Genomic DNA, 14,499 nt, shown 5'->3' with positions numbered 1-14,499 from the left:
TTTGCCGTTAAAATAGGGTATGCTTAATGGCCCTGCGATTACGACAAACGACTATGCGCTTTTCTTTGCAAACTGCTTCTTTGCGGCAACTGGTGTTATTGAGCTTTTTTCTCGCCCTGATCCCGGTGGCGGTATTGATGTGGCAAAGCCACAGGGCACTTAATGGCGTAAGCCAAAACGCTGTCGCAGAAGCTGAATCTTCGATTGCCAGTGTGCGCCGCGCCGAGAACATGCAGAACCTGGTGGTCGATATAGAACGGGCAGTACGCCAGCATGCCGTAGTAAAAACCGAAGCGTTAGCACGGGTAGCCCAAACCCATCTGGATAATTATCAGGCCCTGCTACAACAGGTGTGTGACAATGTCGGCCAGCCGCAGTTATGCCAGCAACAGCAGTATCAGCTGCAAATCATTCTGGACAATTTCACTGCGCTTAGCAGCAGCGAACTGGAGCCGGTAATGCAGCAGTTTCGTTTACAGCAACAACAACTGACGCAGCAAATCTGGTTGCTACTGGAAAAAAACCTGCAACAACAGCAGCATTTTGTGGTTGAGAGCCAACAACAACTGGCCTGGCAAACGGTCGCGCTGGTGTTGCTGACCCTGCTGTTGGTGCTGTGGGCTTCTGGCCGCATTACGGCACCGGTGCGTAAGCTGGACAGAATGATCCGCGCTATCGGGCAGCAGCATCAGTTTCCGGAAGAAAAAATGACTGGCCCGCGTGAACTGACTGAACTGGGTGAACAGCTGCGCTGGTTAAGTTCGCGCCTGCAACAGCTGGAAGCACTCAGGCTGATTTTACTGCGCCACGCATCGCACGAGTTAAAGACGCCGCTGTCCAGCATTCGTGAAGGGTGTTCATTACTCAGTGAACAGCTGGTAGGCCCGTTAAACCCTCAGCAGCTGGAGGTAGTAGGCTTGCTAAATGGCAGCGCCGACCGGCTCAGCGTATTAACTGAACAGCTGCTGGATTACAACCGCTTGCTGCAACAGGCTAAGCCCGAACCAGACTGGCATTCGCCGCAACAACTGCTGACCGATTGCTTTAACGACCATGCGCTGTCGTTACAACAACGCGGTCAGAGTATCGACCTGAGTTGTCAGCTCAGCGCGATTTATACCGACGCTACGCTATTCCGGCGTATACTGGATAACCTGATTAACAATGCTCAGGCCTATGGCAGCCAGAACAGCCCGGTATGGGTAAAATTGTACCAGCAGGAACATCAGTTGTTTCTGGATGTCGCAAACAATGGTAATCCTATTCCTACTGCACTGCGCGAGAAGTTATTTGAACCCTTTCAGCGTGGCACTACACCAAGGTTTGATGCAGTACAAGGCTCCGGCCTGGGGTTATCTATCGTTGCCGACTGCGCGCGCCTGCTGGGCGGCCATGCCGACATTGTTGATGTTATTTATGCCGACGTCTGTATTAGGGTGCGGCTACCGCTGTTAGAGGACAAACCAGCATGAAAAGCGGATTAATCATCCTTTTTAGCCTGACTCTGGCTGGCTGCCAGATGACGCCGGCACCTGAGCCTATAGCGCCAGTGCCAGAGCCGTTGCCACAGACAGAGCCGTTAGTCGATTTCGCCGAACAACCGGAACCGGCTGCGCCCGCACTAAAGATCAGCGACGATGCCGATGCGTTACAAGCCTGGGTCAACTACCGCGCCGCTATGCTAAACCGGGTAAATGAAGAGCGCGAACTGCTTAACAGCGATACCACACAGAACGATGTCTGGATGCTCAAGCGTACTATTTTGCAACTGCATCCCGACACCCCATACCTGACGCGGCTGCGGATCCAGATGCAACTGGCCGATCAGCTGGCCAGCCTGCCACCGCAGTTGGCGGCTTTGCTGAGCTGGGATTTGACGTTTAACCAGAAGTTGCTGGAAGCCGAATCCGCAGTCAGCGCACTGACGCGTTTAAACGCGCAGCAACATGACAACATAGAACGGCTGCAAAAAACCAACCGCGAATTGCAAAAGAAAATAGATGCGCTGACCCAGATAGAGGCCCAGCTGAATCAACCTAAGGTGCAAGAGGATAATAATGGCCAGCGCTAAGCCCCGTTTATTGCTTGTTGACGATGACCCAAGCCTGCTGCGGCTGTTAACCCTGCGTTTGGAAGGCGAAGGCTATCAGGTAATCAGTGCGGACAGCGCCGAGGCAGCTTTGCCTTTACTGGCCAAAAACAGTATTGACGTCGTGCTGAGCGATTTGCGGATGCCAGGCCTTGACGGTATGAGCCTGTTTGATGAAATTGCCAAACGCTACCCGGGTTTGCCGGTGGTGCTGATGACAGCTCACGGCTCGATCCCGGAAGCCGTTGCTGCTACCCAGCGCGGCGTGTTCGGCTTTCTGACCAAACCATTGAATACCAGTGAGCTGCGCGATATTTTACAAAATGCTGTGCATCAATCAGTGCCGGAACAGGCTGAATGGCGCGAAGATATTATTACCCGCTCGCGCCTGATGGAAGATGTCCTGGAGCAAAGTTACCGTGTAGCGCAGCGCGATGTCAGCGTGTTGATCACCGGCGCCAGTGGTACAGGTAAAGAACTGCTGGCTAAAGCGATACACAAAGCCAGCCCACGTGCATCAAAAGCCTTTGTGGCGATAAACTGCGGCGCCTTGCCGGAACATCTGCTGGAATCTGAGCTGTTTGGCCATACCAAAGGCGCCTTTACCGGCGCAGTCACCGAGCATGGCGGCCTGTTCCGGGAAGCCGATGGCGGCACTTTGTTTTTGGATGAGATTGGCGACATGCCGGTTGCGCTGCAGGTTAAACTGCTGCGAGCACTGCAGGAGCGGCAGATACGCCCGGTTGGCAGCGCCAAAACGGTACCCATTAACGTCAGGGTGCTATCGGCAACACACCGCGACCTGCAGCAAGCTATGCAGGACGGCAGCTTCCGTGAAGATTTATACTACCGGCTGAATGTGGTTAACCTGCAATTGCCAAGCCTTGAGCAGCGACCCGAAGATATCCCTTTGCTGGCACGCCATGTGCTGCAGCAAAGTGTAGAACGGCATCAGGTTGATGTAACGCGTTTTTCAGATGATGCCATGCAGCTACTGGCCACCGCCAAATGGCCCGGCAATGTGCGCCAGCTGGTCAACGTGGTGGAGCAATGCGTGGCGTTAACCCATAGCCCGGTAATAGGCGCAGCTCAGGTGGAGCAGGCATTATCGCAAGACAGCAGCTACTGGCCACCACTGACAGAAGCGCGCGATCAGTTTGAGCGTCAGTACCTGATCCGCGTATTACAAATGACTGAAGGCAATGTTACCCGCGCCGCTGAACTGGCCGGCCGCAACCGCACTGACTTTTATAAATTACTGAAAAAGCACGAACTCAGCGCCGCCCAGGTAGCCGAGCAAGGCGATGAAACCGAGTAAACTGTTATGACTGCAATCACACCACCAGATGCGCATCTGATCGATGATGAACATAACCCTGAGCTAATCAAAGCCAAAATTATCAGTGAGACAGCCCGTATCAACTGGCTGGAGCTGCAAAAATTTTACGCGGCCGGTGCCGTCATTACTGTATCAGCGGCGTTGGATTTGGTTGACGTAGCGTTTGCCTTTAGCCGCGATGACAAAACCCGCGTTGCCGACTGGCTGGCGGCAGGTACTGTTGGCCGCACAAGCGAACAGCAGGCACAGCTGTGGTTTGACGAGAAAGCCGAGTTGTGGGCCGTGGTTATTTCGCCCTGGGTACTGGTGCAGCACAAACCGACTCACGGCCTGAATTAGGCCAGACACAGCAGAGCAGTGGTTCGCTATTGCTTTGCTACACTTGGCTACACCCTTGTCAGTAAATAGAAGCCGTTATGAGCGAAGAATTTAAAAAAGGCAGCAGTTCACGCGTCACCCTGTCGCAGCTAATGCTACCATCCCACTCTAATTTCAGCGGAAAAATTCATGGTGGCTATCTGCTGTCACTGATGGATCAGATAGCCTTCGCCAGCGGCTCTAAATTCAGCGGTAAATACTGCGTCACCGCCTCGGTAGACAGGGTAGACTTTTTAAACCCGATTGAAGTCGGCGAGCTGGTTACATTAAAAGCGTCGGTAATATTTGTTGGCAACAGCTCTATGGTGGTCGGCATCAGAGTAGAAGCGCAGAATATTCAAACCGGTAAGATCAAGCACTGTAACTCGTCCTATTTCACGATGATTGCTAAAGATGAGCAGGGTAACAACGTGCGGGTACCCCGGCTTATTTTAACCAGCAAAGAAGAAGTACTGCGCTTTGTTAAAACTACCCAGCGCCTGAAGCTGCGTCACAGTTACGCCGAGCTGTGTGCTGACTTTGATGGTGATATGCAACAGGCAATAGAGCAAATCACCACTCATCACCAGGTGCAGGTACAATTAAGCTGAGTATCGCTATTTAAGTTGATTCGCCAGCCACTGGTGTATGCCCTGCGCCAGCTGTGGTTTCATATCTCCAAGTATGCCTTTGGCCTGAGCGGGCAGATGTGCCGCCGGGTCGCCATTTTCAGCAAACAGGTAGTGCTTCAGCAACTGTTGCCAAGCATGTTGCTGCCCCTCTGACATATGCTTAAAGCTGAGCAGCGCATGCAGTAGCATTGGAAATGGCAATGCCGCGCCAACGTAAGTGTCACTCCACCAGTAGTTAACCAATACATTGAAATGCGATAACGACTGTACATGATGCCACCAGGGTGTAGGAATATAGATAGCATCACCCGGCTCCAGCTCAACCGACAATGCAGCAGCATAAGCTTGAGGATAATTCGGGTGAGCAACCAGATCTGGCTGCAGCATGTTAACCATACTTACCGGCTGGCCAGCAGGTGTTAAATCCAAAGGCCCGATATACAGGTTAGCGACTTGTTCTGGTGGAAACAAAGTGAAACGGCGCTTACCAGCCACAACCACGGCAATATTACTGGCCTCATCAAAATGAGCCGGCACCGTAACGTTGTTACCTAGCCAGATAAAAGCCTTGGTATCTGCTGGCAGCAGCGGGTTATCCAGCTGTAACGTATCAAAATTCTGCTGTACCGGCACACACTGCACGCAGTAGCGATCACCGGCAGCGTCGTTTTGCAGCATCTGTTCAATCGCCGCATTCATCCGCATCTGGCTGCCACCGAAATTCATGCCGGTTACGGTTTCGTTATAAAACAGCCGGCCTTTTACCTTTGCCGGCAATTTAAGCAGTACCTGTGGCAGATCTTTGCTATGTTGCTGCAAAAAACGCGCAGCGGCTATTTCTGATTGCGCCGCAGCCTGCACTAACGGCCAGTGACGGGCAAAACCGCGCAAGACAGCTGGCCGATAAATATCGGTTACCCTGGCCTTGAAGTTATCCGCGCTAACGCCCGTTATTTCTTCCGGAGCAGGAAGCTGCGTCAAATCTAATGTCAAAATTAGTAACCCGCAGCCTGGCCGTCTTTACGTGATTCAGACGCGCCCACCCAAACGCCGTTTTCGTGGTCACGCATAATAGCCTGATAACCGCCATAGCCGCCTAAGCCGTAGCGCACATCATGGCCTTTTTTCATCAGCTCACGCACTGTCTCGTACGGCACACCGGTTTCCATTTCGACATAGCCACCGTTTTCCAGATACATGTCGCTGCCATCGGTAGGCTCTGTGCTGCCAAGGTGCTGCCAGCGCGCTGCATCACCGGCTTCCTGCAGGTTCATACCATAATCGGCCATATTGACCAGAATTTGCACATGGCCTTGTGGCTGCATGGCACCGCCCATCACACCGAAGCTGATCAGGGGTTTATTATCTTTGGTAACAAAGGCCGGAATAATGGTCTGAAATGGCCGTTTTCCCGGCTGATAAGCGTTAACGTGTTTTTTATCCATCGAGAACAGCTCGCCGCGGTCCTGAAACACAAAACCCAACCCCGGCACCACCACACCTGAGCCCATTCCACGGTAGTTACTCTGAATTAATGACACCATATTGCCGTCTTTGTCGGCGGTGGTCATATAGATGGTATCGCCCTGGTACAGCGCCGGGTTACCGGCATCAACCCGCTTGGCGGCTTTGTCACCAATTAATTTGGCGCGCTCGCGGCCATATTCTTCAGAAATCAGCCCCTTAATCGGCGCTTTATTAAAGTCCTGATCAGCATAAAACTTGGCCCGGTCTTCAAATGCCAGTTTCTTCGCTTCAATCAGCAGGTGCAGGCTCTGCGGCGTATTAAAGCCGGCGGCTTTTAAATCGAAGTTTTTCAGGATCTGCAACATTTGCAGCGCGGCGATGCCCTGGCCATTGGGTGGCAACTCCCATAGTGTATAGCCTTTGTAATCGACACCGACAGGTTCTACCCAGTCAGAACGGTGGTTTACAAAGTCTGCATAGCGCAGATAGCCGCCATTGGCACGCATAAAGCGGTCAATTTCTACTGCGATATCACCTTTGTAAAACGCATCACGGCCGTCTTTTGCAACTTTTTTCAGGGTGTTAGCCAGTGCCGGGTTTTTAAACATCTGGCCTTTCGCCGGTGCTTTGCCATTAATAGTAAAGGTACCGCTAAAATCGCCCGGCTGTTTGCTCAGCACTGGCACACTGCGATCCCAGTAGTAAGCAATTAATTCGCTGACCGGAAAGCCTTTCTCGGCATAGTCGATAGCAGGCTGCAAAATTTGTTGCATCGGCAGGCTACCAAATTTTTTATGCAACTCAAACCAGCCATCGACGGCGCCTGGCACACTGATAGGCAACATGCCGTGCGGCGGCAAGCTGGTGCGATTCAGCTTTTTCAGCTCGTGCGCCAGCATTTCATAACTTAAACTCAGTGGTGAGCGACCGGACGCATTTAAGCCGTGCAGTTTCTGGCTTTTGGCGTCCCAGACGATGGCGTATAAGTCACCACCGATACCATTGCCGGTCGGTTCCATCAAACCCAGAGCAGCGTTGGCAGCAATAGCGGCGTCGATAGCATTACCACCCTGTTTCATCACATCCAGTGCAATTTGGGTGGCCAGCGGCTGACTGGTAGCGGCCATGGCTGATGGTGCTATGACTTCTGACCGGCTGGCAAAAGGTGCTCCGGTAATACGGTCGTACCCCTGTGCCGTGCCTGCCAGCACCAGACTGATGCCCACAGTAAGGCCAATAAACACGCTTTTCATAACACACTCCGGATTATTATTCTGCTTCGACGATAACCAGCCGTGCTTTACCATACCAGTGCTTTACGACCAGACCAAGGCTGACTGCGATAATTATCGCCGGACAATATTCGGCGGGTGATAATGGTTAGGCCGGTAGTGTGTGCTGCATCAATTGCTGTTTCTGCTCAGCGGTAATAGCAGTGGCTTTATTGCTGTTGTAGTCAAACTGTACCATTACCGCAGTGCCGGATACGGTTTTAACACCTTGCTGCCAGGCTTCCTGATACACATCGAATGAGCTGCCGCCGATACGGCTGATGTAAGTGCGTATTTCAACTTCCGCACCAAAGTGAGTCTGGGCATGATAATCCAGTTTGATACTGGCGATAATCAAGGGCCACTGCTGTAAGTTCAGATTTGGCGTAAAAATCTTAAACACGCCCTGGCGGGCACCTTCGAACCAGACCGCAAACACTGTATTGTTGATATGACCCAAGGCATCGGTGTCGGAAAAGCGCGGCTGAATAATTTCACTGAACATAGCATCCCCTGTAACGCTAAAGCCGGTAATTGTTAAGCGCAACATAATGCGTCAGCACTGCTATTGACACAAGTACAAGTACTGAAACAACAGTAGCGGTCAGGTTTGCGCCCATTGCCGGAGCAGGTTGTGATACACCCCTGTCAGCTGCACTATTTCCCGGCTATCCGCCAGCTGTTGCCGCAGCGACTGAATGGCCATGTCCATATCAAACAGCAGGCTACGCTTTTCATCGCTGGCCACCATGCTTTGCAGCCAGAAAAACGATGCCAGCCGCCGCCCTCGGGTTACCGGCGTGACTTTATGCAGGCTGGTCGACGGATATAGCACCATATCACCGGCGGCCAGTTTCACACTGTGTGCGCCATAGGTGTCTTCAATCACCAACTCGCCACCCTCGTATTCTTCCGGTTCCGAGAAAAACAGTGTCATAGATAAGTCGGTACGCACTTTCACCGGTGTTCCCGGTACTTGGCGGATAGCATTGTCTACATGCACACCGAAAGACTGCCCGCCCTGATAACAATTAAATAGTGGTGGGAAAATTTTTAGCGGCAGTGCCGCAGACATAAATAATTTGTTCTGTGCCAATGCCTGTAATACCAGATCACCCAACTGGCGTGCAGCAGGGCTATTTTCCGGCAACTGCAGGTTATGCTTGGCTTGTGCCGATTGATAACCTGCGGTGATATTGCCATCGGCCCAGTCTGCATCCAGCAACACCTGCTTGCAGCTGGCAACCTGCGCTTTTGTTAACAACTGTGGAATTTTTAACAGCATACCCGCTCCTGTTATCTGCTCAGAGACAGCAAAGCCCCGCTGGCATCAAGCTGGCGGGGCTTTAGTTTAACTATTACCGCTTAGAAACTGTAGCTGGCAGTAATACTGACATGGCGCCCTTCACCAGGAATAAAGTGACCACCGCCGAGTTGCTCAATGTAGCGCTTGTCCGACAGGTTAACACCGTTTAACTGTAAACCCAGTTTGTCGGTGGCCTGATAAGACAGCATGACATCGTAAGTGGTGTAACCCGGTGCCGTTTTACGATTAGCAGACGAGTTATTAAAACGTTCACCAACATACTGTGCTCCGGCACCGAAAGCCAGTTTATCGTTGTAGTCGTAGCGGCTCCAGACACTGGCTGAGTGCTCCGGCGTACCTGACAGCGGCATACCAATCTGGCTGGCATCATCGCCTTCAGCGTGGGTAATTTCGCTGTCCTGATAGGTGTAGGCGGCAATCAATGTCCAGTTAGGCTGTAAGTAGCCAACCGCACTCAATTCGATACCCTGCACTCTTTGCTGGCCGTTCAGCGTATCAAAGCTGCTCTGGCCATCGGTAAAGTCGGGGTCATCAGTGCGGGCATGCTTTTTCTCGGTACGGAACAGGGCAGCGCTGGTCAGCAAGCGGCCATCCAGTAAGTCCCATTTGGTACCAAGCTCGTAACTTAGCGTTTCTTCCGGCTCTAAATCAATCAGATTGCTGTTGCTATTGGTCGATACGGTAAGACCTTCAGCTGATGGGTTAAATGAATTACCCACGGCAAAGTAAATGCTGCCATTAGTGGCAGGTTTATACACCAGCCCGGCATTCCAGCTCAGCATAGTGTCTTTGGTATCTACTACCAGCGTTGGATCGGTGTAGCTGTACTGATAATCGGTCTCAAAGCTGTCCCAACGTGCACCCAGTGTCAGCTCCCATTGCGGGTTCAGTGTCAGAGTATCAAACACATAGAGTGCAATATTATCGCCTTCCGCCTCAATGCTGTTGCCATCACGGCCATAACGGCCGGTAAACGGTACCCGTGGATCCGGGTTATACAAATCGACCAGTGATGGCGTGCTGTCCAGATTGTCATCCACCAGATCCACCATATTCCAGCGCTTGAACGTTTCCTGTGCCCATTCAACACCCGTTACCAGGTTATGCTTGATGCTGCCGGTTTGGTACTCAGCCACCAGGTCAAGCTGCACAGCGGCCAGTGAGTTTTTCGTGTCACGGGTTTTTTCATCGCTCTGCCGTACATTTGTACTGGTTTTCTGATCGATAAAGCGCGGTGCGGTCACCACACCTTCACGCTCAACGGAGCCAACACGGGCCTGCACGCGCAGCATGGTGGTTGCACTGAGATCCTGCTCAAAGCGGCCAGTCAGCGACTGTGCTTTAATCTCTTCATAATCGCGAAAAACGTTGCCGTAAAAATTATCAAAACTTACCGGTGGCGCTTCGTTTACATAATCAGCCAGCTGCGGCACTGCAGCCGGATCAGACACCCATGGCAGGCCGTAATCAGGCATATTGTCCTGATTCTGGTACTCGGCATTCAGGCTAAAACGTTGTGCAGAACCTATTCCGGTTGCCAGCGACAGCGCCGCCGCATCTTTGCTGTTGTTAACTTCGTTACGGCCCGCCACATCGACGTCATCAGTCAGCAGGTTCAGTCGCAGTGCCGTGGTGTCACCCAGTGTGATATTGCTGTCGAGCGTGGCACGGTAATCCGACTCGCTACCCAGACGCAGGCTGACATCAGAGAACTGGTCAAGCCGGGCGGTTTTTGATTGCAGATTAATGCTGCCGCCGGTAGCTCCCCGGCCAGATACCGCCGAGCCCGGGCCTTTGGCGACTTCAATACTCTCCAGATTGTAGGTATCACGGCTGTAACCGGCGATATCACGGATGCCATCAACAAAAATATCGGTTGTTGCGCTAAAACCGCGAATTGACATGCTGTCACCGCTTGGCGCGCCACCTTCACCGGCAGCCAGCGAGATACCTGATACATTACGCAGTGCATCGCGCAGACTATCAACTGAGCGGTCTTTCATGACTGCCTGCGGAATAACCGTAATGGTTTTGGCGGTATCCAGCAGTGGCCGGGTAAATTTAATGTTAGACGACTGCTCAACTTTAACGTCGTCCTCTGTGGTGGCTTTGGCCTGTGCCACAGCAAGCTCCTGCACCTGTTCGGTCTGCATCGCAGCGGCCTGAGTACTTAATACTGTGCATGCCAGCGCCACGGCAGCGGCCAGCGGGGCTTTATTAAAATGGGTACCGCTAAGCGCGGCTCCGGCAACTTGTGTCATTTCCTGCTCCAAATTTTTATCGGGCCGGCGCTGTATCAGCACGCTTTAGGTAGCTTGCTGCACGCCGGGTTTTCAGTCAGCCGGCGGCATGCTAGCACCCGCTTAAAAAAATGTAAATGAGAAAGATTATCAGTTGTGTTTGATCTACCATTTTGACATAATGCGTTACCAGCTAACGTTGTAAATGACAGCCAGACAGCGGCAATTCATGAACAGATTGAACAAACTCTCATCGACTTCAATGTTAACTCTATGTTTAGCATTACTTTTTTTCACACCCAGCCAGGTACTGGCGCAAACTACTGCGGTTACTCAGCTTGATGCACTGGTGCAACAGTGGCTGGCGCTGGAGCAGCAGCAGCATCAGCTACAACAAGACTGGCAGCTGCGTAAGCAAAGCCTGCAGCAAGGCATCAGCTTGTTACAGGCCGAACAAAAGCAGCTGCAACAGGTACTGGAACGTAATAGCAAACAGCATGATGCAGTAGACGAAAAGCGGGCAGCACTGCTGGCCCAGCAGCAACAGCTGGAGCTACAACAACAACAGGGCGGGCGCCAGATCAGCGCCTTACTGCAACAGGTACGTGTGATGCAACCGCAACTGCCGCCACCACTGCAGCACATCTGGCAACAGGAACTGGCTAGCCTGCCAGACAATGCTGATGCCTCAGTTCAGTTGCAACGCAGCTTGTTTTTACTGACCAAACTGGCCGAGTTTCAACAGCGCCTGAGCCTGGATGAAATGACACTGGAAACGGCTGACGGTAAGCCGGTGCGGGTAAAACAACTGTATCTGGGCGCAAGCCAGGCCTGGTTTAGCAGTGCTGATGGCAGCTATAGCGGCCTGGGTTACCCCGGCAGTACTGGCTGGAGCTGGCAATTTGACAGCAGCGTTGACGGTAGCGAAGTGTTACAAGCCATTGCAATACTGGAAAAACGCGCTCAGGCAGAGCTGATTAGCCTGCCAATGCAGTTATCTGCAGAGGCTGCGCCGTCAGCCCGCAAGGAAACCACGCCATGAACAGCAGCAACGTTTTAGCACAAATCATCAGACAATCTCTGTGCGCAGCGCTGTTATCCTTTGTTGCTCTCAGTCATCCTGCCGCCGCGGCAGATATTAGCAGCTCAGTGCTGGCAGATATCAAACAAGCACAGCAAAACCTGAGTAATACCGAGCAACAAATCAGCCGTCAGCAACAACAGCTGGTAAGCCAGTACCAAACATTGCAACAGCAGGTACAGCAACTGCGTGATAAAACCGCTGTTGCGCGCCGTGCTGAAGATGAAAGTACACTGGGCCTTAACCAATTAACCGAGCGGCTGAAAAGCTGGCAGGATCAGCAACAGTACCAGCAGAATCAGCTGGCCAGCTTTATCCGGCAACAACAGTTAGTCACTGTCGATGCCTCTCTTATCAGCCAGTTGCAGGCAGCCAGTAATTTTGCCGGTGCATTACAGCAAAGCCTTTACCCGGCCTGGCACAACCACGACATCATTTTACCCAGCGGTGAGCTGGTAAACGCCAGGGTACTGCAGGTAGGGCCGGTCAGTTGGTATTGGCAGGATGAACAGCAACAGGGCGGTTTATTGCAACACAGCAGCGACAAAGCCGGCAACCTGAGTGTGGCATTGCCATTCAACGACGCCTCTGCCTTACAACAGCTGCAGCAGCAACAGCGCGCCAAGGTGTTATTTGATCCCAGCCTGAATAAAGCCCTGCTGCGTTCAAATCAGCATGAATCTGCACTGAGTCATGTTAGTAAAGGTGGCATCTGGGCATTGCCAATACTGGCTTTTGCACTGGTGGCATTGATCATTGCCCTGCACAAAGCCTGGCAACTGTGGCGTCTGCCTGCAGTACAGGTTGCTGCGCTGCCTTCAGCACAGCTACAACACAGTACAGGTTTTGCCAGACAACTGGGCGACTGTGCTAAACAATATCCGCTTGGTCAGCAACGTGACGATGCGTTATTTGCCGTGTTGCAACATAGCCGGCTGACACTGGACGCCCGCCTGGGTGCTATTGCAGTAACCGCTGCAGTAGCACCGCTGCTGGGGTTACTCGGTACCGTAAGCGGCATGATTGAAACCTTTAACATGATGACCTTATTTGGCTCCGGCGATCCGCAGGTTGTTTCCGGCGGTATAGCTCAGGCACTGATCACCACAGAGCTGGGGTTGGTCGTCGCTATTCCGGCGCTGGTGCTGCATGCGCTGTTATCACGTAAAGCGCGCAATTATTACCATCAGCTTGAAGCGCTGGCACTGCATATTTCGCAGCAGCCAGGACGTCATACTGCCACAACACAGGAGCAGGCTGCATGATAAGCATGTTAACCGATAATCTGGTGTGCTGGCTGATATTGGCTGCTGCTCTTGGCAGTTACCAATTGCTGCTGCAGGAATGGTTACTGCTGCGCAGCGGCAATTGGCAGCAGTGTGGCCAATGGCAACAATTTAACACGGTATTAATCGCCAGTATGCCGCTGTGCGGCTTGCTTGGCACTATTGTCGGTCTGCTCAGCGTATTCGCTGGCCTGGCCTCTGGTGACAGCGGCGCAGCAGAACTCAGCTCAGGTATTGGCGACGCGTTATTCACTACCCAGCTGGGTTTAAGTTGTGCTATTCCGGCCTGGCTGTTGCAGTCTCTGGTGAATGCCAAACTGGCGCGCGCCCGTGTCACCCACCAGCACACACAGGTGGCATGATGCAGCAGCGTTTAGGCCAGCGGCTGGAACAACAGCATCAGGGCATCGATATGTCGCCACTGTTAGATGTGGTGTTTATTCTGCTGATATTTTTTATTGTCACGACTGTTTTTGTGCGCGAAACCGGGGTTGAAGTAGACAAGCCGCAAGCAGTATCTGCCAGCCAGTTGCAGCAACTTGTTATACTGGTAGCCATTACCGATAACGGCGGTGTTTATTACGATGGCAGCAATATCGGTGTCGAAGGGGTAAGGCCAACATTGGAGCAACTGCTACGTGAGCGTGCCCGCCCTGTAGTGCTGCAGGTTGATAAAAATGTGCCGGCCGACTTGCTGGTGAAGGTGCTGGACGGCGCCAAACTGGCCGGTGCACCACAGGTAAGCCTGGCGACGGTAGCACAGTAACATGCAGGCCCGTATCCGCTTACTGGCGTTTGGCTTAAGTGTCACGTTGCTCAGCAGCGCATTGCTATTGATGTGGTATGCGCGGCAGTTTCAGCCCCCGTCAGAGCAAAAACTGCTGTTGCGACCACTGGATTTAGCCGCGCTGCTCACTCCGCCACCGCCACCACCGCCCAGTCCGCCGCAACCGGTTAACACGACACCGACGCTGGACTTGCAGGTAAGCAATAGCAGTGCAGTGCAGATCGCCGCACCCGATATTCAGCTGGTTAAACCCAAACTGGAACTCAGTGCGCCGCAGCCTCAACTGCAACAAGTGCAATGGCAACCATTACAGATAGAAATCAGTGCTTTCAGCCTGGATCAGCTCGATACCCTGCCGGTGCTGCAGACACCGCTGAATGCGGTGTTTCCGCGTAGTCTGAGCCGCCAGGGAATAAAAAAGGCCCTGGTGAAACTGGATATACTGATTGATGAACAAGGCCGGCTGACGCTGCTGAATGTTATAGAAAACCCATACCCGGAACTGCGGCCAGAAATAGAACGGATAGTGCGCAGCAGCCGCTTCAGTGTGCCAACCAAAGGCACAGAAGCCGTCAGTGCACGCTTTATCTGGCCAGTCGAGTTTAAACCCTGATGCAAAATGG

Annotated in this window: 15 protein-coding genes; 10 read left to right on the top strand and 5 right to left on the bottom strand. The window is 52.6% G+C overall.

Annotation, left to right across the window (positions count from 1 at the left end; translation table 11 throughout):
* Window positions 1-26: 26 nt before the first annotated feature.
* The 5 genes from LHL18_RS06565 (at window position 27) to LHL18_RS06545 (ending at window position 4,396) form a co-directional block, all read left to right on the top strand.
* Entirely contained in the window at window positions 27-1,472 is a 1,446-nt protein-coding gene (locus LHL18_RS06565) for a sensor histidine kinase (protein WP_226766289.1), read from the top strand.
* On the top strand, window positions 1,469-2,071 hold the full coding sequence (locus LHL18_RS06560) for a hypothetical protein (RefSeq protein WP_134053005.1): 603 nt from the start codon (window positions 1,469-1,471) through the stop codon (window positions 2,069-2,071). The genes LHL18_RS06565 and LHL18_RS06560 overlap by 4 nt, the downstream gene beginning before the upstream one ends.
* Window positions 2,058-3,407 (top strand): sigma 54-interacting transcriptional regulator, encoded by a 1,350-nt coding sequence (locus LHL18_RS06555; RefSeq protein ID WP_134053007.1) that lies wholly within the window; start codon window positions 2,058-2,060, stop codon window positions 3,405-3,407. The genes LHL18_RS06560 and LHL18_RS06555 overlap by 14 nt, the downstream gene beginning before the upstream one ends.
* Before the next feature lie 6 nt (window positions 3,408-3,413).
* Window positions 3,414-3,767 (top strand): DUF2288 domain-containing protein, encoded by a 354-nt coding sequence (locus LHL18_RS06550; RefSeq protein WP_134053009.1) that lies wholly within the window; start codon window positions 3,414-3,416, stop codon window positions 3,765-3,767.
* Window positions 3,768-3,844: 77 nt separating this feature from the next.
* Window positions 3,845-4,396, top strand: a complete 552-nt coding sequence (locus LHL18_RS06545) for an acyl-CoA thioesterase (RefSeq protein ID WP_226766288.1) — start codon at window positions 3,845-3,847, stop codon at window positions 4,394-4,396.
* 6 nt (window positions 4,397-4,402) lie between these two features.
* On the opposite strand, the gene LHL18_RS06540 is transcribed toward LHL18_RS06545, so the two are convergent.
* From LHL18_RS06540 to LHL18_RS06520, 5 genes are all read right to left on the bottom strand, one after another.
* Window positions 4,403-5,410 (bottom strand): cupin-like domain-containing protein, encoded by a 1,008-nt coding sequence (locus LHL18_RS06540; protein WP_226766287.1) that lies wholly within the window; start codon window positions 5,408-5,410, stop codon window positions 4,403-4,405.
* Between the two features lie 2 nt (window positions 5,411-5,412).
* The gene (gene ggt / locus LHL18_RS06535; RefSeq protein ID WP_226766286.1) at window positions 5,413-7,137 is read right to left on the bottom strand and encodes a gamma-glutamyltransferase; all 1,725 of its coding nucleotides are present in this window, start codon (window positions 7,135-7,137) and stop codon (window positions 5,413-5,415) included.
* 127 nt (window positions 7,138-7,264) lie between these two features.
* Window positions 7,265-7,660: an acyl-CoA thioesterase gene (locus LHL18_RS06530; RefSeq protein WP_134053595.1), complete on the bottom strand. Its 396-nt coding sequence runs from the start codon at window positions 7,658-7,660 to the stop codon at window positions 7,265-7,267.
* Between the two features lie 99 nt (window positions 7,661-7,759).
* Window positions 7,760-8,440 carry a Fe2+-dependent dioxygenase gene (locus LHL18_RS06525; protein WP_226766285.1) on the bottom strand — a complete coding sequence of 227 codons (681 nt, stop codon included), beginning with the start codon at window positions 8,438-8,440 and terminating at the stop codon, window positions 7,760-7,762.
* A gap of 80 nt (window positions 8,441-8,520) precedes the next feature.
* Window positions 8,521-10,743 (bottom strand): TonB-dependent receptor, encoded by a 2,223-nt coding sequence (locus LHL18_RS06520; RefSeq protein WP_226766284.1) that lies wholly within the window; start codon window positions 10,741-10,743, stop codon window positions 8,521-8,523.
* A gap of 208 nt (window positions 10,744-10,951) precedes the next feature.
* Between LHL18_RS06520 and LHL18_RS06515 the strand changes: the two genes are divergently transcribed.
* Genes LHL18_RS06515 through LHL18_RS06495 form a run of 5 tightly spaced genes read left to right on the top strand, consistent with a single transcriptional unit; the run spans window position 10,952 to window position 14,489 of the window.
* Complete coding sequence (locus LHL18_RS06515; RefSeq protein WP_226766283.1) at window positions 10,952-11,764, top strand: DUF3450 family protein; 813 nt, start codon at window positions 10,952-10,954, stop codon at window positions 11,762-11,764.
* Window positions 11,761-13,068, top strand: a complete 1,308-nt coding sequence (locus tag LHL18_RS06510) for a MotA/TolQ/ExbB proton channel family protein (protein ID WP_226766282.1) — start codon at window positions 11,761-11,763, stop codon at window positions 13,066-13,068. The genes LHL18_RS06515 and LHL18_RS06510 overlap by 4 nt, the downstream gene beginning before the upstream one ends.
* On the top strand, window positions 13,065-13,451 hold the full coding sequence (locus LHL18_RS06505) for a MotA/TolQ/ExbB proton channel family protein (RefSeq protein ID WP_226766281.1): 387 nt from the start codon (window positions 13,065-13,067) through the stop codon (window positions 13,449-13,451). Before LHL18_RS06510 ends, LHL18_RS06505 begins: the two co-directional genes overlap by 4 nt.
* Window positions 13,448-13,855 carry an ExbD/TolR family protein gene (locus LHL18_RS06500; protein ID WP_206109432.1) on the top strand — a complete coding sequence of 136 codons (408 nt, stop codon included), beginning with the start codon at window positions 13,448-13,450 and terminating at the stop codon, window positions 13,853-13,855. The genes LHL18_RS06505 and LHL18_RS06500 overlap by 4 nt, the downstream gene beginning before the upstream one ends.
* A 1-nt stretch (window position 13,856) precedes the next feature.
* Window positions 13,857-14,489, top strand: coding sequence for an energy transducer TonB (locus LHL18_RS06495; RefSeq protein WP_226766280.1), 633 nt, complete (start codon window positions 13,857-13,859; stop codon window positions 14,487-14,489).
* The last annotated feature ends 10 nt before the right edge of the window (window positions 14,490-14,499 follow it).

This window comes from Rheinheimera aquimaris (genome assembly GCF_020531985.1).
Lineage (GTDB): Bacteria > Pseudomonadota > Gammaproteobacteria > Enterobacterales > Alteromonadaceae > Alishewanella > Alishewanella aquimaris.
The sequence above is the reverse complement of the archived record's forward strand: the minus strand, read 5'-3'. Positions and strand labels throughout refer to the sequence as shown.